Genomic DNA, 19633 nt, shown 5'->3' with positions numbered 1-19633 from the left:
TCCAATAAAAAGACCCCGAAGGGTCTTTTTATTATTTATTCTTTAAGTATTTTTCTAAGAATTGATCTTGTTCCCACAATAAGTGTAAGATGTTTTCTTTGGCAACATAGCTGTGACTTTCTTTTGGTAGGATAACCATGCGAACCGGTGCTCCTAATCCTTTTAATGCTTGGAAATAACGCTCTGTTTGTAGAGTGAATGTTCCAGGATTGTTGTCTGCTTCACCGTGTACTAATAACATTGGTGTTTTCATTTTGTCTGCATTCATGAATGGAGACATGGTATTGTATACCTGAGGCACTTCCCAATAGTTGCGTTGTTCGGTTTGGAATCCAAAGGGAGTCAATGTTCGGTTGTAAGCCCCACTTCTCGCAATACCTACAGCAAATAAGTCAGAGTGCGTTAGTAAGTTAGCCGTCATAAAGGCTCCGTATGAATGTCCTCCAACCCCAACTTTTGAGCGATCAATATAACCCAAAGCATCAACCGCGTCGATAGCAGCTTTACCATTAGCTACTAATTGCTCAATGTACGTATCATTGGGTTCTTCAGTTCCTTCACCTACAATAGGAAAAGCTGCGTTGTCTAATACGGCATAACCTTTGGTTACCCAATAAACAAATGAACCGTAATAAGGGAAGGTAAACTCACTAGAGTTAGATGTTACTTGTCCCGCACTGTTTTTGTCTTTGTATTCTGTTGGATAAGCCCAAATCAATAAAGGCAATTTTTCGGTCTTATTCTTTCTGTCGTAATTCGCAGGTAAATACAATGTTCCTGATAATTCTAAACCATCCGCTCTTTTGTATGTAATGACTTCTTTGTACACCCCATTTAAGCTTTCAAATGGATTTTTGAATGTCGTAATCGGTTTGATATCGTTTTTCTTCTTGATATTTCTGAAGTAGTAGTTTGGGTACTCAGTAGGTGACTGAATAGAAACCAATACTAATCCTTTTTTAATATCTTCGATGGATTGGATGCTTTCTTTTTTCGTAGTGTACGTAGATTGATATAAGCGTTTTGTTTTTAACGTAGTTAAATCAAACTCATCAATAAAAGGAAATTGACCTTTTGAGGTATATCCTTCTCCAATTAAGTACATTTTGTTGTTGTCAATTGCTAAGGTATAACGACCAAATTCGTTTCTTTTCGTTTCGAAAGTTCCTGGATCACTATAAACATCTTGAGAGTTTCGATCTTCTATCTTTATTGGATTAGCAGTAAAAGAAGAAGGGTTAATCAAGAATTGTCTGATATTACGTGTGTCATACCATTGGTCTGCCACCAAAGCTACTTGATCGTTCCCCCATGTAATGCCAGCATAGCGCTGACCTAGTTTTACGATAGATTTAGGTGCAGCAGTAAATGGAGCTTCCCAAGTGAATACTTCGTCTCTATATTCTACTTCTTTTGCAGGATCACCTCCATCTAAAGCCTCTACATAAGATAAAGTAGCTGGTTGATCTGCACGCCATTGCATGCTTCTCTTTCCTTCTCTAACCGCCATGAATCCTTTAGGCATGATTTCGTTTAACGCTACATCATTCACCTCTTTTACCAAGGTTCCATCCATGTTGTATACGCTTGTTTTCATCGGAAAACGACTCAGTGGAACAAGGTAAGAAAAAGGCTTTTCCAATGTAGTAAGCATCAAGTAATTCCCGTCAGGAGAAATCGATTCACTAGCGTACATAGCAGCTTCTTTAAATAGCTTTTTATTGCCATTTAGATCCACTAGATATAACTCAGAAGTCACCAATGTTTCAAAGTTAGCTTCATCGGTTTTGTTCTTTAAAAGATCTTGATAGGTTCTGTTTTGAGAAACAACTCCTTCTTCACTAATAGAAACAATAGGACCTGTTGGTAAATTCTTTTTCGTATCTACCAAAGCGGGTCTATTTGCCGGAATTACACTAATCAAAACTTGTTGATTGTCTTTTAACCACGTAATAGGGTTTCCTAAGTTGGCATTTAAATTTGCTTCTGTTAGTTTTTTAGCTTCTGCTGTTTTGAAATCAACAACCCATAGTTCAACTCCTGTCGCTACCGTATTGGTAAAAGCGATTTTCGTTTGATCAGGCGAAACCGTAATATTGGAAATTCTAGGATTTGCAGGTAAACCTTTCACCTGAATTTCAGCTTTGTCTTTTACTTTTCTAACTTTTAGATTGTTGATGTACGTAAGGGTACTAGAAATGTTTGTGTTTACATCGATTCGTAAACCACCTAATCGCATCTCTTCGACATTTAAATCATCTAGTGTTTTGTACGTACTGCGGTAACTTAAAAGCATATACTCCATATTGCTATCCATGAAGATAGAAGGAGCTCGTTCAAATTCTGCTAGTTGCAAAATTTCTTGTGAAGGCTTTTGGTAAGTTACATTTTCTTGTGCAAACATAGATGTAATTAAAAAAAGAGAGAATAAAGAAGTTTTTAAAATCTTCATTTTTGTTTGTTTTAGTTTATCTGAGCAATATACGTGGAATATTTATAAAATAAATGGTTTTTGTAGTTGATGTTTTTTAAAATACACAAAAAAGTTACCTTTGCTTCAACAAATTAAATCAGATAAATATGTTTAGATCAAAGATTTCGGGTCTAGGTTATTATGTACCCGATAACGTAGTAACCAATGACGATTTGTCAAAAATAATGGATACAAACAACGAATGGATCGTTGAGAGAACGGGAATTCACGAGCGTAGACATAAGGTTTTAGAAGAAGATACTACTTCTGGAATGGGAGTGAAAGCGGCTAAAAAAGCCATGGAAAGAGCAGGAGTAGAGGCCAAGGATATTGATTTTGTTGTTTTTGCGACATTGAGTCCGGATTATTATTTCCCTGGACCAGGCGTGATGTTACAAAAAGCATTAGGTCTAAATACTGTAGCGGCTTTAGATATTAGAGCCCAGTGTTCTGGTTTTATTTATGCGCTATCTGTAGCAGATCAATACATCAAAACGGGAATGTATAAAACAGTTTTGGTTGTAGGATCAGAAGTGCATTCGGCAGGATTGGATATGACAACAAGAGGGAGGTCTGTCTCCGTTATTTTTGGAGATGGAGCAGGAGCTGCTATTTTAACGCGCTCTGAAGATGAAACAGGGATTCTATCTACTCATATTCACTCACAAGGAGAACATGCCGAAGAACTAGCTTTAATTGCACCAGGTATGGGAGGAAGATGGGTTTCTGATATTTTGAAAGACAATGACCCAGATGATTTGAGCTATATGCCGTATATGAATGGTCAATTTGTATTTAAAAATGCAGTAGTGCGCTTCAGTGAAGTGATTATGGAAGGATTAGAGGCTAACAAACTACAAGTTTCAGATATTGATATGTTGATTCCGCACCAAGCCAATTTGAGAATCTCTCAATTCATTCAACAAAAATTTGCCTTGTCAGATGATCAGGTGTACAACAACATCCAAAAATATGGGAATACAACCGCTGCATCTGTGCCTATTGCCTTGACAGAAGCATGGGAGCAAGGTAAAATAAAAACAGGAGATGTTGTCGTTTTAGCTGCTTTTGGAAGTGGTTTTACTTGGGGAAGCGTTGTATTAAAGTGGTAATTTTTTTATCTTAGCTAGAAAAGTAGTTAAGATATATGAAATTTGATAAGATAAATAACAAAGGACAAGCGAGACTATTTGAGAATCCTTATTTAGAAATGTTGACTAAAGGGCATCCAGCTATTATCTGGGGGATGTATATTCCCGTTTTGTCTTATATCATTTATTTGGGTTATACCGATTATAATTTATCCGTTCAGAACCTCATTCTTCTCTTTATCGGAGGGATGTTGTTCTGGACGTTTTTTGAATATTTAGCCCATCGTTATTTGTTTCACCTCATTAGTGAACAGCATAATTTACAGCGATTGGCCTATATTATGCATGGCAATCACCACCATTATCCCAGAGATAGACAGCGCTTATTCATGCCTCCAGTACCGAGTATTCTTTTAGCGGCTATGCTCTTTGGGATACACTATTTAGTGTTAGGAAGATATACCTTTGGTTTTTATCCAGGTTTTATTATTGGCTATCTTTTGTATGCTTCCATGCATTATGCAATTCACGCCTTCGCTCCACCTTTTAAATTTATGAAACCCCTTTGGCGTAACCATCATTTACATCATTATAAAAATGAAAATCTAGGTTTTGGAGTAAGTAATACATTTTGGGATCGCGTTTTTGGTACGATGTTCGATTTGAATCAAGAGAAAGAAGATAAGGAAAAAGTGAAGGAGTTAATGTTTGAGAAGGGAAAAAGGAAATAGTTAACGGTTGACAGTTAACGGTTAACGGTAGATTTTTCTAAAATAAGAAGGTGTTTTCTTTAAATGAAAATTTCACCATCTTAACGAGCAAAAAGTTATCAGTGATCTGTTATGAGGTATCAGTAGATTTTTCTAAAATAAGAGGGTGTTTTTTTTAAATGGAAATCTCACCATCTCAACGAACAAAAAGTTATCAGTGATCTGTTATGAGGTATCAGTAGATTTTTCTAAAATAAGAAGGTGTTTTTTTTAAATGGAAATCTCACCATCTTAACGAGCAAAAAGTTATCAGTGATCTGTTATGAGGTATCAGTAGATTTTTCTAAAATAAGAAGGTGTTTTCTTTAAATGAAAATTTCACCATCTCAACGCCTCACCATCTCAACGAACAACAATCAACAAACAACAAACAACAAACAACAATCAACAAACAACAATCAACAATCAACAATCAACAAACAACAATCAACAATCAACGAACAACAAACAACCAACAAAAAAAACCACCCCTAAAAAGGAATGGTTTGTTTATATTGATCATCTTCTGTAAAACGTTAACTGTCAGCTGTTAACTAATCACCATCTATTTTCCGCTTCTGGGCCACCCCAAATTTGTGTAGCCAAGTATGGATTATCAATAAATGGATTTCGGTTGCCTTGAATTTCGGGTTTACTTAGATATTCATTGCGTTGTATTTCAATGGTTGACACAGGATCTTCCGCATTCCATTGCAAGAGTAGGTCAATCATGTTGCGATCAGTTTTGTTCTTTTCTCCTATAGCAACGTTAGAAGGTAGGCATTGTGTTGGATAGCGTAGATACATATAGAGCATCATACGAGCAACATCGCCTTTCCATTCATCTCCGGGATACCATCCGTTTTTGACATCTCCAGCTGATCCTACTCCTTGTGCAAATTTCTTATTGCCGCGTTGCGCATTCCACTGTACATCAGCAGGTCGGATATGATGAGCGTCTTCGTTGGCTCCCGTACTAGATTGTTCTAATTTGGGTGTACCCAAAGAACGCGCATAAACATGTTCTCTATTCCATTGATTTTGTCGTCCTCCATTTTGATTTTTTCCTCGAGCATAGGCTGTTTTTCCTTTCAATACGCCTTTTTCACCATAAAGTAAATATACTTCATTGGCAGCTGGAGTTAAATCGGTTGCTTTTAACACTTCCCATAAGTCGTTATACGTTAGGCGATGGGTGTGTTTACGTACCGTTAATTGTCCTAAATCGCCTTGTAAACTTGTATTGGATTTAGAGAAATCAATCCCATTGTAGTATGACTTTATGGCTTGGGGAATGATATAATCAACTCCTTGTTTCGATGGCGAAATAGTTGATTGTGTTGTTTCTTCCGGACTAAAACCGCTACTAGGTTGTGTTTTGTTTTTTGTACACCCACAACCGAAGAATAATGAAACGAATAAAACAACGATCAAATGTTTTTTCATACCGTAATTAAGCACTTTTTATTTGATTCGCTCTAGTAAAGCCATATAGAATCCATCAAAACCAGATTGATGAGCCAATACCTTGTGATCTTTGATAAATTTAAAACTCTGCCCATGCTCTGAAGCCAAGAATTTTTCAATTTGTTTCTCGTTCTCAGAAGGTAAGATAGAACAAGTTGCGTATACTACTTGACCGCCTACTTTTACGATTTTAGTGTAATCCTGTAGGATTTGTTGTTGTACTTGTTTGATTTCCTCAACAAATTCAGGCTGTAATTTCCATTTTGTATCGGGATTACGCTTGATAACACCTAAACCACTACAAGGAGCATCAATTAATACGCGATCTGCTTTTTCGTGTAATTTTTTGATGGTTTTTGTTCCTTCAATGATGCGGTATTCAATATTGAACGCGCTATTTCTCTTCGCTCTAATTTTCAATTGTTTTTGCTTGCTTTCATAGATATCCATAGCAATGATTTGCCCTTTGTTCTCCATTAAAGCAGCCATGTGAAGCGTTTTTCCTCCAGCACCTGCGCAAGTATCTACTACGCGCATTCCAGGTTGTACCCCTAAGAAAGGAGCTACCAATTGAGAAGAAGCATCTTGTACTTCAAATAAACCTTCTTTGAAAGCATCTGTTAAGAATACATTGGCTCTTTCTTTTAAGATTAAGGCGTCTGGATATTCTTCAGGTTGAATGGTTTCAATGTCTAAATCCATCAAAATAGCATGTAATTTCTTACGTGTTGTTTTTAATGTATTGACGCGTAAAATAACTTGAGCTTGTTGATTTTGAGCTGCAATTTCTTTGGTCCAAAGTTCTTCACCCAATTCTTTTACACCCAATTCATCCATCCAATCTGGAATAGCTTCTTTGAATTTTCTAATTTTACTTAGTTCGTCAAATCTACCTTTGATTCTGCGAAGTGGAGCATTTTCAAAATACTTCCAATCCGGCAAGTTATACCCTCTTAATACAGCCCATACCGTAAAAATACGCCAAGCATCATCGCGTGTATAAGGTTCTTTTACCTCGGCGATTTCAGTGTATAACCTCTTCCAGCGCACAATCTCATAAATCGTCTCAGCAACGAATTTACGATCTGCACTTCCCCAACGCTTGTCCTTTTTTAAGGCTTTCGCAACGACTTTGTCTGCGTATTCTCCTTCGTTGAAAATTAATAGGATAGAGTCAATAACGGTAAAAACTAAGTTTCTGTGTAATCTCATTATATAATTAAATAAAATAGCCTACAAATATAGGTCTTTTGTAGGCTAGGTTTGGTAGGTTTTATTATTTTTTATTTTATCGCTTATTTTTTGTCCTTGTACTTCTTGAGTAACTTGCGATTAAAATCATCTTCTGCTTTCTTTAGTAAAAGAATTTTCTTGTTTGAGAGAATCTTTTTACAATCTAAAATGAATTGACTTCTCAAAGAAGAATAATCCTCTTCAAATGTCAGTAAAGCTTGTACTTTCTCTGTGGCTTGCTTTTCTGTAAGTCCCTCAATATCTTGTATTTCATTCGATTTGATATAGTGAATAACTTCTGAATGTCTAAGCTTGTACAGTTTATTGTCATACGTATTGTATATCGGCCAAAATTTTTCAGCTTCCTCACTCGTCAGGTTTAATACCGAAGACAAGTGGGCGATTTTTAACGATTTTATTTGATCTGATGATTGCTGTGCCTGGCTGAAATTCGAAACGCACATGAAGATCAATAGCAATAGAAATCTTTTCATCGTATAATTAGTAATTTAAGTAATAATCTAAGTCAATATTCGTTTGAACGTATTCATTAATTTCTTTTTGATTTACCTGAATTGCTTGTTCCATTTCTTGTAAATCTTGCTCGTCAAAGGCTTGTATAAATTCATTAGACAGCGTATAAGACGAATTGTATTCTAAGTAATTCTCTATCGTTTCATGGCTAAGGGTCGTGGCTTTCTGTTGTTTTACTACCAAACCGATTCCAAGAAGAAGCGTTATTACAGCCGCCACCGCAATCAATTTCTTGAAAGGCGTCAATTGGCGAATGCGTTTGTCTGTTTGACGGAGTTGTACATTCCCGTTTAATCGTTCAAAAAGACGTTGTTCTACCGTATCAAAGTAGCCCTCTGGAACGCTAAAACCGTCTTTTCTTGTGTGATGAGAATTGTGATTTGTTGTCATGTTGTTTGTACTTCGTATTACTTAGACTGCTTTTTTAGCAAAAGGTTTAATGCTCACTTAAAAAAAGTTCTATTTTTTTTGTTGCATGGTGATAAGAAGCCTTTAATGCCCCTACAGAAGTGTCGAGAATAGCAGCTATACTGTTGTAATCTAATTCTTGAAAATAGCGCATTTTAAATACTAATTGTTGTTTTTCAGGCAACGTAGCAATAGCTTTATGTAAGAGTAGGGTAGCTGCATCTCCATTGAAAAAAGGATCAGCTTCTATTTGTTCAATTAATTGTTGATTGTATTCATCTAGGGTTACTTTTTGCACTCGACTTTTGTGTTTTAAGAAATCCAAGGCTTGGTTAGTTGCTATGCGATAGAGCCAAGAAGAGAGTTTACTTTGTCCTTTAAAGGAAGCGATATTCTCATAGGCTTTAATAAAGGTTTCTTGTAAAACATCATCCGTATCTTCATGGTTCAATACAATAGAGCGAACGTGGTAGTACAACATCGTCTTATTTTGCGCGATGAGGTCGCGAAAAGCACTGTCTTTTGTATCGCCATGTTGCAATTGTTGCACGAATTGTTCTTCTTCCGATGCTGACAAGATGAATAGGTATTTGAATTTAAGATAAGGTGTAAATGTAAAAATACTAAAAAGAGTCGAGGCAATACCACGATTTAAAATATAATTTACTTGACCTACTTTAAATCTTGGATTGTGGACTATTCGGTATCGGTAAAAACCGCTTACCTTTACAGCAAAATAAAAGATATGTTACGCACGGTTATTTTTGATATGGATGGGGTTATTGTAGATACAGAACCTGTTCATCGTTATGCTTATTTTCAACACTTTGACGAATTGGGAATTAATGTTTCCGAAGATATGTATACCTCATTCACTGGATTTTCAACCAAAAATACGTATCAGAAAGTAAAAGACCACTTTCAGCTTACGCAGGAGGTTCATGATTTGGTTTTGCGTAAACGCACTATATTCAACGAATCCTTTGATACAAAACCAGATTTAGAGTTAATAGAAGGAGTACGCGATTTGATTGTCCATCTCCATCAACAAGATATTGAGTTAATCTTGGGATCGTCCGCATCAAAAAGTACAATTCACCGCGTGTTTAACCGCTTTGAATTATTTCCGTATTTTACTCATATTGTCAGTGGAGAGGACTTTCCGCAGTCCAAACCCAATCCCGCCATTTTTAATCATGCAGCATCTTTGGCTAAAATAGACACGAAAGCACATTGTTTAGTGATTGAAGATAGCACCAATGGTATAAAAGCAGCAAATGCGGCGGGTATTAAGGTATTGGGATATAAAAGTCAAAATTCAAAACAACAAGATTATAGTACAGCGGACGCTGTCATTGAATCCTTTTTGAATGTAGATGCACGCGAATTACTTCGTCTCCTGAGTTTTGAGAAGTAAGAGAGGTTTGTTGTTTGTGAGGTTTGTGCTTTGTAGAGAATTTACAACTTCACAAATAACAAAGAGCAAAAAAATGTGAGGTTTGTTGTTTGTTAGGTTTATCTCATTTAGTTTATATTGGTTTTGGTGTTCGATGAATCTATCTCACAGGGTTTATATTTTGTTTTGGTGTTCGATGAATCTTCACTACGTTTCGATTTTCACTACGTTTCGATTTGTGCTTTGTAGAGAATTTACAACTTCACAAATAACAAAGAGCAAAAAAATGTGAGGTTTGTGCAAACCGTAAACTGTAACCAACAAGAATAATCCGTAGTTTTTTCTACAATAACGAGGTGTTTTCTATACAAAATAGAGGATACGAGGAAACAAAAAAGCAAAAAAGCAAAAAAGCAAAAAAGCAAAATAGGTTTATGAGGAATAATTTTTATACTACGCTTATTTTTTTAATTTTGCATTCTTAATGAAGTTAATTATAGCATATGTTTCATAGGTATATTAAATTAGGTATCGCAGCAGTATTATTAGCAATGGCTGTTTGGCAATTTTCAGAATCGAATATTGGGAATGGAATTTTCTTATTGTTCTTGATGGGGCTTGTAATACTATTGTATTTTAAAAATGAATTCATCTTATTGTCTTTCTTAAAATTGAGAAAACAAGATTTTGAAGGAGCAGAAAAATGGTTGAAAAAAATTAAAAATCCTGAAACAGCTTTAGTAAGAAAGCAAAATGGATACTATAATTACCTCATGGGAATCATGACTTCTCAAACAAATTTGAATGCTTCAGAGAAATACATGAAGAAAGCAATTGAATTAGGTTTAAATATGGATCAAGATTTAGCCATGGCCAAATTGCAATTAGCGGGGATTTCTATGACAAAACGCAGAAAAATAGAAGCAACTAAGTTGTTGGGTGAAGCGCAGAAATTGGATAAACAAGGCATGCTGAAAGATCAAATCAAAATGATGAAAGAACAAATGAAACGTTTGTAATTATATAAAAAATAAAAGAAAACCACATGTTGAGAAGCATGTGGTTTTTTTTTGTTAACAGTTTCTGTTATGAGTGATCAGTTAATTGTTCTAACACAAACCTCACGAACAACCAACAACATCATCTTCCCAAAATAAAATAAATCGCATAAAGTGAGGAATATTTGAAAAGTTTTATATTTTTGATTTCTTAATAAAATATTAATAACATGAAGTTATATTTGTCGGTCATTTTACTTTTCGTAAGTATTGTTCAGATTCAAGCACAATGTTTAGATAAAAACAAGGTAAAAATAGGAGGAAGTTACCAAAGTGATTTGTTCATTGATGCTTGTCCTTATTATAATTACTTTGTTGATGCTGAGGTATCTTCCACGGGATACCACTATAATAATAGACCGATAAATTTAGTTCCACAGGGATTTGCGGATGTAAAGAAGAATTTAGAAGACCTCTTGGTTACTAAGGTAGGATCTGATATGGTGGATCGATTAAAATTTAAGGGCGTTAGTATTAGTGCTTACGATAGTATTCGCAAGTTTGCCTCGAGATATCCAGTCGTTGACATGAGTAAATGTATGACGAAATACTTCTTTTATTACGATTTTGAACCTACAGAAGGAGTGAGTTATTGTGTGGGAATTGCTTTAAATGATTATCAGCAAATTATTTCTCCTTTACAATTACCAGAAACTTCAGAAAAATTAGCTTTAGATTATTCTTTAGATTTGTGTAAGGTCTTGCAAATTGCCAAAGAAACAGGAACTAAGTTTGAGCCTGTTGATTTTGTGTCTTTCGAGTTTGACCCAGATAAAAAAGAGTTTTTTTGGGTGGTACGTCAGCAAATTGTCAAACCAAAGAAAGGATTAAACGAATACAATCAAATATTAATAGAAGCAAGAGATGCTACGCAAGTAGTGTCTTATAGAAGAACGGTTTATATAGAATAATGAGTTTTAGATTACAAAATACCAGTTGGAATACAGTTTTACAAGATCAATTTGACCAACCATATTTCAAAGCATTACAAGCATTTGTAGCTACAGAAAGAAAAACAAAAACAATTTACCCGCCTCAAGAACAGGTATTTCAGGCATTGGAAAGTCTTGATTTTTCGGAGGTGAAGGTGGTAATTTTGGGACAAGATCCATATCACGGTGAATTTCAAGCCAACGGTTTGTCCTTTTCAGTTCACAAAGGAGTGAAGTTTCCGCCTAGTTTAAAGAATATATTCAAAGAGTTAGAGGATGATTTGGGTATTAAGAATTTGCACAATGGAGATTTATCTAGTTGGGCCAAACAAGGCGTATTATTACTCAATGCAACCTTAACAGTAGAAGCGTCTAAAGCAGGGTCTCATCAAAAAAGAGGATGGGAAACCTTTACTGATGCGGTCATTGAGCGTGTATCCACTCAATTAGAGCACGTTGTTTTTATTTTGTGGGGAAGCTACGCACAAAAAAAAGGTAAGATGATTGACAGAGAGAAACATCTTGTTTTAGAAACAGCACATCCTTCTCCTTTGTCCGTGTATAGAGGTTTTTATGGAAGTAAACCGTTTTCCAAAAGCAATGCCTATTTGATTGAAGCTGGTCGTGCGCCGATTGATTGGCAAATATAAAGCATAAAAAAACCGTCTATTTTAGACGGTTTTTTCAGTATTAGATTGCTTTTGTTTTTTCTTTTAACCAAGCAGCTTCTTCAGTAGAAAGTAAATCTTTTAGGCTATTGTATACCCATTCGTTGTATTGGTTTAACCAATCAATATGGGTTTGTTCTAACCATTTTCTATCTACCAAGTCCGTTGCAATATAACAGATTGTCAAGGTTTCGAAATCCATGAAATCGCCAAATTGATTTGAATCTAAGTCTTTTGCTAAAACTAAGTTTTCAATTCGAATTCCGTGTTTACCTTCGCGGTATAAGCCCGGTTCAATAGAAGTAATCATTCCTTTTTCGATAGCGATATCTGTTGGTGTAGGGTTGAATACGTGTGGACCTTCGTGAACATTTAAGAAAAACCCAACGCCGTGTCCTGTACCATGTCCATAGTTTCTCAGTGTTGCCCAAATTGGTCTTCTTGTAATGGCATCAATTTGGTAGCCACGAGTTCCCTTGGTATAAATAGCCATTGAACCTTCAATTGTACCACGTAAAACAATGGTATAATCATCTTTTTCTTCTTGAGTAGGCGTACCTAAAGCAACAACACGTGTAATATCTGTTGTTCCTGTTTCGTATTGCCCTCCAGAGTCAACTAAAAGTAAACCTTCTGTTTTTAGTTCATAGCTACTTTTCTCATCTGCAGAATAGTGAGGTAAAGCTCCGTGATCTTTATAACCTGCAATGGTGTTAAAACTAATATCTTTAAACCCAGGTTGAGCGGCGCGTAATCCCAAAAGATGATCCGCAATATTCAATTCCGTTAAAGTACCTGTTGCTACATTTTCTTCCACCCATTTGAAAAATTTCGTCATGGCAACCCCATCGTTAATCATAGCTTGTCTTTCATGAGCAATTTCTACTTCATTTTTAATTGCTTTTAGGTAAGTAGAAGGGTTCATGTCCTCTTTGATTTGTACATCAACAGGTACACTGTCATAGGTAGCAAAACACGTGCGTTTTGGATCCAGTAAGATTGTACTTCCTGTAGGAATATCGGCAATGGCTTGTGGTAAGCTAGTGTAATCTGCAATTGAAATTCCAAAACTGTTTAATTCTTGTTTTGTAGCTTCTTCTAATTTGGAAGCATCAATGAACAAAGTTGCTTTTTCTGCATCGAGGTACACAAAGCTCAAGGTAACAGGGTTACAAGGAACGTCAGTACCTCTAATATTTAGTAACCAAGCAATATCATCCAAAGAAGAGATAATATGACATGTGGCTCTTTTTTGTTTAAGGATCGCTCTTACTTTTGTTAATTTATCTGCAGTGCTTTGACCTGTAGTGGTAAGCGGTAATGTATAGGCTTTTTCTGTTGGTAAAGCAGGTCTATTGGACCAGATAGGACTTAATAAATCCACATGACCATTAATCGTAAATCCAATTGGCGCTAAAGTAGATTGAATAGCGTTGGCAACAGCTAAAGAAGCTAAATTTCCATCAAAAGCGACAACACCTGTTTCGAATTGATTTCCAATCCAATCCACATATTCTGGCATATGTTGTACTTTTAACTTTACTAATTCAAAACCACTATCTGCTAATTGCTCATTGGCTTGAACAAAATAGCGAGAATCGGTCCATAAACCAGCAAATTGTTGGGTAATCACTAATGTTCCTGCAGAACCAGTAAAACCAGAAGTCCATGCAATACATTTGTAATACTCTGGTAAATACTCACTAATATGTGGATCTGAGGAAGGGATGATATAGGCGTCTATTTTTTGTTCTTTCATCAAAGAACGTATAGCGTTTAGCTTTTCTATGTGTGTCATAATATGCGTAATTTCAGTTAAAGGTACGAAATGCAATTTTTATACCTGATATAATTCATTTGTTTTACTCAGAAAAAAAGGAAATGATCTGAGTCTTTATTGAAAAGATTTGATGTTTGCCGGTTTTTTACCTCTGTGTTTCCAGCGTTTATGAGTCCAAAAATAATAAGCTGGAGCTTGGTGTATTTGCTTTTCAACTTCTTGTAAAAAGCGATTGGTTAATTCATAATTGGGAATTTCTTTTACGTTTTCACCTTCTTTGCGAAGAGGAATAAATGTTGCTTGGTAATGGCCGCGTTTTACATATTCAACCTTTAGATACATAGGTTCCATATTGAATTTTTTACACAATGCTTCCCCACCAGTGAATACAGGAACCTCAATGCCCATAAAGTTTTGCCAGTAATTAGCATCGCCAATCATTGGTGATTGGTCGCTGATGAAGGCGTAAATTCCGTGATTTTTATTCACTTCATTTTGACGAATCACGCGAATGGTTTCTTTCATTTCAATCAAACGCGTATTGAATCGCGTGCGAATCTTTAAAAATAAGTTGTCAAAATGAGGATTGCCCAATTTTTTATATACCGCATATCCTTGAAAGCTGATGAATTTGTCCAAAATAATCAACCATTCCCAATTGGCATAATGTGCACAAAATAGCAAGGCGCTTTTGCCTTGTTTTTCTACGTCTAAAATAGTGTCTAAATTAGTGAATTGAAAACGTTTTTTGAGTTCTTCTTCTGGAATGGTAAAGGTTTTTATCATCTCTAAGAATATGTCACAGAGGTGTTTGTAAAATTGTTTGACTATTTTTTGTACTTCTTCATCTGATAAATGAGGCATCGTTAATTTGATATTTTCAGTTACCGCTTTGCGGCGATATCTCACAAGATGATACAGTAATACAAAAAAACAATCCGATACAAAGTAAAAGATTGGAAAAGGTAATTTAGAAATAAGCCATAAGATGGGATAGGCAATATAGTAAATTAATAACTTCATTATTTCGGTTTAAATACTAGCAAAGATACTCGATTTAGAGTATTTTTAGCCCGTAAATTACGACATATATTACACCTAGTACTAGATTTTAAACATTTAAATATGGATATGGCACCTATTGTTTTAGTTATTTTAATTGCTTCAGGAATTATTACCTATAAAGGCTTGCAAGATTATTCTTTTTTTGCCAAATACAATTTTGATTTGGACCGCATTCGAAAAGGAGAAGTATATCGCATGATTACAGCTGGTTTTTTACATGTGGATTGGATGCATTTTGCCTTTAATATGTTTACTCTCTATATGTTTTCAGGTATTGTAGTGGCTATTAGTGGAAGTTTCTATTTTGTATTGATTTACTTGTTGAGTATTGTTATTGGAAATATTCTAACGTATCAGTTGTATGTTAAGCAAAGCCAATATTATGCGGTAGGAGCTTCTGGAGGTGTGACGGGAATTGTTTATGCTTCTATATTGTTGTATCCTGATTTAAAGTTGTATTTGTTCTTTATCCCCATTGGAATTAAAGGCTATATTTTTGCCTTAGGATATTTGCTGTATAGTTTATATGGCATGAAGAAGAAAAGCGATAATATCGGTCATGCAGCTCATTTTGGTGGAGCAATAGGCGGATTGGTGTTGACGTTAATTCGCTATCCCGAACTGATTCAACAACAGTTATTCTTAATCGCTTTGTTGTTGATCCCCATTGTATTACTCCTAATTTTGGCTAAAACCAATAAGATTTAGTTGTTAAAGGTTTATTATAAAATGAAGAATAAACTCATTTTTGTGGGTGAGTTCGCTATATTTGTTTGAAACGATTAAGAAAATAGACAAGATGAAAAAGAGTATTTTAGTAGCAGGTGTTTGTGTAGCTATGGGGTTAACAGCTCAGGCACAAGTAACAACAACAGGAAATAATGTCCCTCAAATTCAAGTGCAAGGAGTGGGAAAAATAAAAGCAGTACCCGATCAAGCTGTAATTCGATTAGGAATTGAAAACAAAGGGAAAACAGCTGACGAGGTAAAGAAAACAAACGATGCAATTGTAGCGAGCGTTTTAAAGTATTTAAAAGATGCTAAAGTTCCAGAGAAGAATATACAAACTGAACGTGTAAGTTTTTATTCTTATAAAGACTATACCGATAAGAAGGACTACTACCAAGCTAGTCAAACGATTACACTTACCGTAGAAGACTTGTCAAAATATGAAGTATTAGTAGCAGGTGTAATGGGGAAAGGAGTAAATCGCATTGATGGAGTAGAGTATAAGTCTTCTCAATTAGCTTCTTACCAAACGGAAGCTAGAAAACTTGCTGTCCAAGAGGCTAAGAAAAAAGCAACAGATTATGCAACAGCTTTAGGACAAAAAGTAGGTAAAGTATTAGTGGTAACTGATGGAGGAGGTTCGATGCCGCCCGTATTTAGACCGATGTACGCATTAAAAGGAGCGGCAGCAGATGAAGGAGTAGATCAAACATTGGCGGTGGGCGAAATTGAAATTAATACATCCGTTTCTATCAGTTTTGAATTAGAATAAAAAAAAAGTATTTTTACAAACGTCAGGTGAGATTTTACCTGACGTTTTTTTATGTTCAAAATTGAAGGAAAAAACGACGCTAAAAAAGCAGTTTTTTGAATAGGCTCTTTATTCTGTGAAAATAGAAAATAGGACAATAGAAATTGTCTTTTTAGAACTATTTCAGCTTTCTTTTTCGCGGAATTTATCCAAAATTATTTTTTTTATCATAAACAGGGCTGTGGTTTCTTCAAAATGCCTTGTCCGATATTTTTTTCACAAAATGTCATATTTATAGTCTTTTAATTCAATAAGATAGTGTAAATACTCAATACGAGAAAATCAAACGTATAAAAGTGGTGAATCTAGTGTTTTTAGAATCATTTTAAATTGTTTGTTTTGTGTATTTAATGTTAAAATGTATTTAATTGGTATCTTTTTTTATATTAAAAAAAGACTTAATAGTAAAAGTGTTAGTTATATTCCATTTCTTTTAGGTAAAGTGTAAATTTGCTTTATTGCACTTGAAGACAAAATTAATTGCATTCTATACAGTATACAAGGAGCTATTCTGAAATTGTATTAGCGAGCGTATGATAAACTCTCGAAATAGGAATTCTAATTCTTTGATGAATATAGCATGACTGTTTCTGAAAAAACTTCATACTGCAATTTGAGATTTTTTTCAAGTCAATTATTTCCTTTTTGAGGTTTTCAGTAGTACTAAAGCCTGATTTTTATTTGATACTTTAAAGTTTTTTGTTAAAAAAAAGTTAAATAAAAAGACGAAGGTCTTTTTGTTATGTGTCACTGTGTCAGGTTGTTATTTTTTTATTGGATACAAAATAAAGGATTATTTTGATTAAAAATAAAAATTGCGATTTTTCTGGCAAGATAATTGATTTTTAGAGAACAGAAGAAGATGTAGAATTAAGAAAAAGAAAGAAAGTTATGTTACAAGCAAACGAAGTAATTAAAAGATTAAAACAACTACTAGGGTATAAGAATGATCTAGAGTTAGCTAATCTATTAGGTATTAAACCCAATACCTTGTCCTCATGGAAGGTTAGAGAAACCATGCGTTACGATAAAATTATTGCAATCTGTAAAAAACATAAAATTGATTTGAACGATTTGTTTTTGGCTCATCCCAATTCAGTTTTAAATGTGGATCTTGAAAATAGAAGAGTCAAAATGATTTCTGTAGATCATCACATTGAATATTTTTTAAATGCAGAAAAGTGCTGTGGTACATCACCTACCAGTGTTTTTCCAACAGAAGAAGAAATCGATATGGCTTTTCAAGTAGGAGTGGAGAATATGTATCCCACCATTAAAGTCAGTTCCTATGTATTGACGAAACAAATTGGGTTGAGTGAAATTAAACCGTGGCACATTTATTTATTAGTGGTAGAAGGAAAAGGGATTTTGTGTTACCGCTTTAAGCGTTATACATCAGAAGGAGAACTGTTATTCATTAGTGATAACCCCGCTTTTGATTCCTTTTTAGTAGATCCTAAAGATGTTCGTGAAGTATTTTGTATTCGAGGAGCATTTTTACCGAATATCAAAAATTTATCAGACTATTAATAATGCTCATAATAGGTAAGAAAGTCTCAAATTGACCTACGTGGGGTGTAAAGATCTCATGTATACTATAGGGTAGAGTTGATCGAATATGTTCGTCTTACTACGTGATACTTTACCCAAATTCTATCGATTTATTTCCTATATAATTCGATAGTTAAAACGAATAATACTAAATAAAATTCTGTGTCTTCCTCCATAATAAGAGTCAAGTAGTTTAGAACATTTTATTTGACTTGAATACTATTGCTATTTCGTATTATTAATTGAAAGAAGTGAAGTACTGTGCTTTTAGTAAAAAAAAAGTACTACCTGATGTTTTTTTTGATTTTTTAATATTTATTCTTTGGAAAATGAAAAAAACAAGCAGCGAATTATTTATTTTTTTTCCGTTGTAAGAGAATACTCATTTCGAGATTGTTTTTATTCTCAAACCTGCTATAGGTAGAGTGAATTCAATACGGTGGAATTTAATAGAAGTAAAAGCTGACTTTATGCGAATAATTAACAAAAAAACAAATATGATTTAAATTTAAATTTAATATAATTTTAAATATTTAATGTTGTTTATTTTGATTTTTGTTTGTTTTTTTATAAAAATTACATACTATTATTAATTATAATATAATGGTAATAGCTTTGTAGGGCAAGATTTTATGAGTTGTATAACAAAAAAAATTGAATATGATAAGAAGATTAATTCCGTTAGTAGCACTTATATTGAGTAGTTCAGCAATGGCTCAAGTTGGTATAGGTACTAAAAAAGCAGCTAGCTCTGCTCAATTAGATGTTGTTGCTTTGAAAAAAGGGGTTTTACTACCTAGAGTAAAATTGAATAATAGTACTGATTTTAAACCTATTGAAGGGGATAAAATTGAAAGTTTATTAGTTTATCATACAGGAAATACTGAGTTAGTTGCAGGGTTTTACTATTGGAAATCAGATGCTTGGACTCCGTTACTTTCTGGTGATACCTATATTGATCGAAAAAACTATTCTTTTACTATTGCAGGAAACCCTACAAAAAATGGAGAAGAGTCTTTAGTCGTTACAGACAATCAAAATCATAGTGTATATCTTGCAGTTTCAGAGATTGCGAATAATACTACATTCGTTACCAACTTAGTAGAGAACCAAGAGTTTATCACTAAGTTAGGAGATAATATAGAATTCATTAACCACATTACCAATAACAATGAATTCATTGAAAATATCATCAATGAACTAAAAGGTAAATATGGAAATGTAAACTACAATCCAACAACCAATAAATTTGTGTACTATGATGTACAAGGAGTAGAACATGAAATTGATTGGTCTGCATTAAATACAACTAACGTAAGTTTTACTTTGGTAAATGATCAGTTGGTTGTTACCGATTCAGACAATAATGCAATTCGTTTGGATGTAGCAGAGATTGCGAATAATACTACATTCGTTACCAACTTAGTAGAGAACCAAGAGTTTATCACTAAGTTAGGAGATAATATAGAATTCATTAACCACATTACCAATAACAATGAATTCATTGAAAATATCATCAATGAACTAAAAGGTAAATATGGAAATGTAAACTACAATCCAACAACCAATAAATTTGTGTACTATGATGTACAAGGAGTAGAACATGAAATTGATTGGTCTGCATTAAATACAACTAACGTAAGTTTTACTTTGGTAAATGATCAGTTGGTTGTTACCGATTCAGACAA

General features: G+C 34.3%; 19 protein-coding genes. 11 read left to right on the top strand and 8 right to left on the bottom strand.

Going from position 1 to position 19633, the window contains the following annotated elements:
* Positions 1 to 31: 31 nt before the first annotated feature.
* The gene (locus HX004_RS04555; RefSeq protein WP_286441150.1) at positions 32 to 2452 is read right to left on the bottom strand and encodes a S9 family peptidase; all 2421 of its coding nucleotides are present in this window, start codon (positions 2450 to 2452) and stop codon (positions 32 to 34) included.
* A gap of 128 nt (positions 2453 to 2580) precedes the next feature.
* Between HX004_RS04555 and HX004_RS04550 the strand changes: the two genes are divergently transcribed.
* The 3 genes from HX004_RS04550 (at position 2581) to HX004_RS04540 (ending at position 4808) form a co-directional block, all read left to right on the top strand.
* Entirely contained in the window at positions 2581 to 3585 is a 1005-nt protein-coding gene (locus HX004_RS04550; protein ID WP_286441149.1) for a 3-oxoacyl-ACP synthase III family protein, read from the top strand.
* A gap of 35 nt (positions 3586 to 3620) precedes the next feature.
* Positions 3621 to 4295 (top strand): sterol desaturase family protein, encoded by a 675-nt coding sequence (locus HX004_RS04545; RefSeq protein ID WP_286441148.1) that lies wholly within the window; start codon positions 3621 to 3623, stop codon positions 4293 to 4295.
* A gap of 348 nt (positions 4296 to 4643) precedes the next feature.
* A complete protein-coding gene (locus tag HX004_RS04540) occupies positions 4644 to 4808 on the top strand; it encodes a hypothetical protein (protein WP_286441147.1) in 165 nt (54 codons plus the stop codon).
* A 63-nt stretch (positions 4809 to 4871) separates the two neighbouring features.
* Here the strand turns inward: HX004_RS04540 and HX004_RS04535 are convergent, their stop codons facing one another.
* The 5 genes from HX004_RS04535 to HX004_RS04515 form a co-directional block, all read right to left on the bottom strand.
* Positions 4872 to 5759: an endonuclease I family protein gene (locus tag HX004_RS04535; RefSeq protein WP_286441146.1), complete on the bottom strand. Its 888-nt coding sequence runs from the start codon at positions 5757 to 5759 to the stop codon at positions 4872 to 4874.
* Between the two features lie 18 nt (positions 5760 to 5777).
* Positions 5778 to 6992: an RsmB/NOP family class I SAM-dependent RNA methyltransferase gene (locus HX004_RS04530; RefSeq protein WP_286441145.1), complete on the bottom strand. Its 1215-nt coding sequence runs from the start codon at positions 6990 to 6992 to the stop codon at positions 5778 to 5780.
* A gap of 83 nt (positions 6993 to 7075) precedes the next feature.
* A complete protein-coding gene (locus tag HX004_RS04525; RefSeq protein ID WP_286441144.1) occupies positions 7076 to 7507 on the bottom strand; it encodes a hypothetical protein in 432 nt (143 codons plus the stop codon).
* Between the two features lie 7 nt (positions 7508 to 7514).
* Complete coding sequence (locus tag HX004_RS04520; RefSeq protein WP_286441143.1) at positions 7515 to 7937, bottom strand: hypothetical protein; 423 nt, start codon at positions 7935 to 7937, stop codon at positions 7515 to 7517.
* A gap of 46 nt (positions 7938 to 7983) precedes the next feature.
* A complete protein-coding gene (locus HX004_RS04515) occupies positions 7984 to 8532 on the bottom strand; it encodes an RNA polymerase sigma factor (RefSeq protein WP_286441142.1) in 549 nt (182 codons plus the stop codon).
* A gap of 168 nt (positions 8533 to 8700) precedes the next feature.
* Between HX004_RS04515 and HX004_RS04510 the strand changes: the two genes are divergently transcribed.
* The 4 genes from HX004_RS04510 to ung all read left to right on the top strand — a co-directional run bounded on the left by HX004_RS04510 (position 8701) and on the right by ung (position 11991).
* Positions 8701 to 9372 (top strand): HAD family hydrolase, encoded by a 672-nt coding sequence (locus HX004_RS04510; RefSeq protein WP_286441365.1) that lies wholly within the window; start codon positions 8701 to 8703, stop codon positions 9370 to 9372.
* A 482-nt stretch (positions 9373 to 9854) separates the two neighbouring features.
* Entirely contained in the window at positions 9855 to 10370 is a 516-nt protein-coding gene (locus tag HX004_RS04505; RefSeq protein ID WP_286441141.1) for a DUF2892 domain-containing protein, read from the top strand.
* 209 nt (positions 10371 to 10579) lie between these two features.
* Positions 10580 to 11320, top strand: coding sequence for a hypothetical protein (locus tag HX004_RS04500; RefSeq protein ID WP_286441140.1), 741 nt, complete (start codon positions 10580 to 10582; stop codon positions 11318 to 11320).
* A complete protein-coding gene (gene ung / locus HX004_RS04495; protein ID WP_286441139.1) occupies positions 11320 to 11991 on the top strand; it encodes a uracil-DNA glycosylase in 672 nt (223 codons plus the stop codon). Before HX004_RS04500 ends, ung begins: the two co-directional genes overlap by 1 nt.
* Positions 11992 to 12031: 40 nt before the next feature.
* Here ung and HX004_RS04490 read toward each other — a convergent pair whose 3' ends face one another.
* Both HX004_RS04490 and HX004_RS04485 read right to left on the bottom strand, forming a co-directional pair.
* Positions 12032 to 13807 carry an aminopeptidase P family protein gene (locus tag HX004_RS04490; RefSeq protein WP_286441138.1) on the bottom strand — a complete coding sequence of 592 codons (1776 nt, stop codon included), beginning with the start codon at positions 13805 to 13807 and terminating at the stop codon, positions 12032 to 12034.
* Between the two features lie 96 nt (positions 13808 to 13903).
* Positions 13904 to 14812, bottom strand: a complete 909-nt coding sequence (locus tag HX004_RS04485; protein ID WP_286441137.1) for a lysophospholipid acyltransferase family protein — start codon at positions 14810 to 14812, stop codon at positions 13904 to 13906.
* 102 nt (positions 14813 to 14914) lie between these two features.
* Here HX004_RS04485 and HX004_RS04480 point away from each other — a divergent pair, with 102 nt between their 5' ends.
* The 4 genes from HX004_RS04480 to HX004_RS04465 all read left to right on the top strand — a co-directional run.
* Positions 14915 to 15562 carry a rhomboid family intramembrane serine protease gene (locus tag HX004_RS04480; RefSeq protein ID WP_286441136.1) on the top strand — a complete coding sequence of 216 codons (648 nt, stop codon included), beginning with the start codon at positions 14915 to 14917 and terminating at the stop codon, positions 15560 to 15562.
* 91 nt (positions 15563 to 15653) lie between these two features.
* Positions 15654 to 16355: an SIMPL domain-containing protein gene (locus HX004_RS04475; RefSeq protein WP_286441135.1), complete on the top strand. Its 702-nt coding sequence runs from the start codon at positions 15654 to 15656 to the stop codon at positions 16353 to 16355.
* A 930-nt stretch (positions 16356 to 17285) separates the two neighbouring features.
* Positions 17286 to 17924, top strand: coding sequence for a helix-turn-helix domain-containing protein (locus tag HX004_RS04470; protein WP_286441134.1), 639 nt, complete (start codon positions 17286 to 17288; stop codon positions 17922 to 17924).
* Positions 17925 to 18605: 681 nt separating this feature from the next.
* The coding region (locus tag HX004_RS04465; RefSeq protein WP_502888459.1) for a phage tail-like protein at positions 18606 to 19633 on the top strand (1028 nt) is incomplete at its 3' end.

The organism is Myroides sp. 1354 (assembly GCF_030324495.1).
Lineage (GTDB): Bacteria > Bacteroidota > Bacteroidia > Flavobacteriales > Flavobacteriaceae > Flavobacterium.
Note: the sequence above shows the minus strand (reverse complement) of the source record. Positions and strands in the feature narration are given on the sequence as shown.

Excerpts from the sequence above, each read along its gene's own strand:
- HX004_RS04525 (WP_286441144.1), bottom strand. The coding sequence starts at position 7,507 with ATGAAAAGATTTCTATTGCTATTGATCTTCATGTGCGTTTCGAATTTC.
- HX004_RS04555 (WP_286441150.1), bottom strand. The coding sequence starts at position 2,452 with ATGAAGATTTTAAAAACTTCTTTATTCTCTCTTTTTTTAATTACATCT.
- HX004_RS04500 (WP_286441140.1), top strand. The coding sequence starts at position 10,580 with ATGAAGTTATATTTGTCGGTCATTTTACTTTTCGTAAGTATTGTTCAG.
- HX004_RS04530 (WP_286441145.1), bottom strand. The coding sequence starts at position 6,992 with ATGAGATTACACAGAAACTTAGTTTTTACCGTTATTGACTCTATCCTA.
- HX004_RS04475 (WP_286441135.1), top strand. The coding sequence starts at position 15,654 with ATGAAAAAGAGTATTTTAGTAGCAGGTGTTTGTGTAGCTATGGGGTTA.
- HX004_RS04545 (WP_286441148.1), top strand. The coding sequence starts at position 3,621 with ATGAAATTTGATAAGATAAATAACAAAGGACAAGCGAGACTATTTGAG.
- HX004_RS04535 (WP_286441146.1), bottom strand. The coding sequence starts at position 5,759 with ATGAAAAAACATTTGATCGTTGTTTTATTCGTTTCATTATTCTTCGGT.
- ung (WP_286441139.1), top strand. The coding sequence starts at position 11,320 with ATGAGTTTTAGATTACAAAATACCAGTTGGAATACAGTTTTACAAGAT.
- HX004_RS04485 (WP_286441137.1), bottom strand. The coding sequence starts at position 14,812 with ATGAAGTTATTAATTTACTATATTGCCTATCCCATCTTATGGCTTATT.
- HX004_RS04520 (WP_286441143.1), bottom strand. The coding sequence starts at position 7,937 with ATGACAACAAATCACAATTCTCATCACACAAGAAAAGACGGTTTTAGC.
- HX004_RS04480 (WP_286441136.1), top strand. The coding sequence starts at position 14,915 with ATGGATATGGCACCTATTGTTTTAGTTATTTTAATTGCTTCAGGAATT.
- HX004_RS04490 (WP_286441138.1), bottom strand. The coding sequence starts at position 13,807 with ATGACACACATAGAAAAGCTAAACGCTATACGTTCTTTGATGAAAGAA.
- HX004_RS04470 (WP_286441134.1), top strand. The coding sequence starts at position 17,286 with ATGTTACAAGCAAACGAAGTAATTAAAAGATTAAAACAACTACTAGGG.
- HX004_RS04510 (WP_286441365.1), top strand. The coding sequence starts at position 8,701 with ATGTTACGCACGGTTATTTTTGATATGGATGGGGTTATTGTAGATACA.
- HX004_RS04505 (WP_286441141.1), top strand. The coding sequence starts at position 9,855 with ATGTTTCATAGGTATATTAAATTAGGTATCGCAGCAGTATTATTAGCA.
- HX004_RS04550 (WP_286441149.1), top strand. The coding sequence starts at position 2,581 with ATGTTTAGATCAAAGATTTCGGGTCTAGGTTATTATGTACCCGATAAC.
- HX004_RS04540 (WP_286441147.1), top strand. The coding sequence starts at position 4,644 with ATGAAAATTTCACCATCTCAACGCCTCACCATCTCAACGAACAACAAT.